At 74.5% G+C, this 553-nt stretch carries 1 protein-coding gene and 1 tRNA gene; both read right to left on the bottom strand.

The features are described from left to right. Window positions 1-111: 111 nt before the first annotated feature. Window positions 112-199: transfer RNA gene (locus tag DZG00_RS16320), tRNA-Ser, on the bottom strand. A gap of 47 nt (window positions 200-246) precedes the next feature. Continuing rightward, window positions 247-553, bottom strand: a 307-nt coding sequence (locus tag DZG00_RS16315) for a helix-turn-helix domain-containing protein (protein ID WP_147360106.1), incomplete at its 5' end; no start/stop codon positions are given.

Here is a 553-nt window from a genome sequence, read left to right as displayed (position 1 = left end):
GTACACGGCAGGGGCGCGGCGGCCGGCCGTGCCCGCCGTGCCCGCCGGCCGTGCCGCCCGGATGCGACGAGAGCCCCGCCGGACCGGGGTCCGTCGGGGCTCTCGTGCTGCTGGCGGAGGATAGGGGATTCGAACCCCTGAGGGCTTTCACCCAACACGCTTTCCAAGCGTGCGCCATAGGCCACTAGGCGAATCCTCCATGACGCGTGCCGCTGGCGTTCAGGAACGCGGCGGCACCCGTCGATACTACCTGCCCGCGACGAGGCTCGATGCACCCGGGGTGTCGAGCAGTCCCGCGAGCGCCCGACGCGAGGGCGCGCCGAGCTTCGCGCGCGCCTGGTAGAGGTGCGACTCGACCGTGCGGACGGACAGGAACAGACGGCCGGCGATCTCCCGGTTGCTCAGCCCCTGCGCCGCCAGCACGCCGATCTCGAGCTCGCGCCGCGTCAGCATGCTCACGTCGAGGACGGGCACGACGGTGGCCGCGGCGGTCGCCGGGGCGCCGCGGTCGATGCGGGCCTGGATCCGCGCGAGGGCCGCGCGCGCGTCGGCG

The sequence above is a fragment of the Clavibacter lycopersici genome, from assembly GCF_003576405.1.
Classification (GTDB): Bacteria; Actinomycetota; Actinomycetes; order Actinomycetales; family Microbacteriaceae; genus Clavibacter; species Clavibacter lycopersici.
The sequence above is the reverse complement of the archived record's forward strand: the minus strand, read 5'-3'. Positions and strand labels throughout refer to the sequence as shown.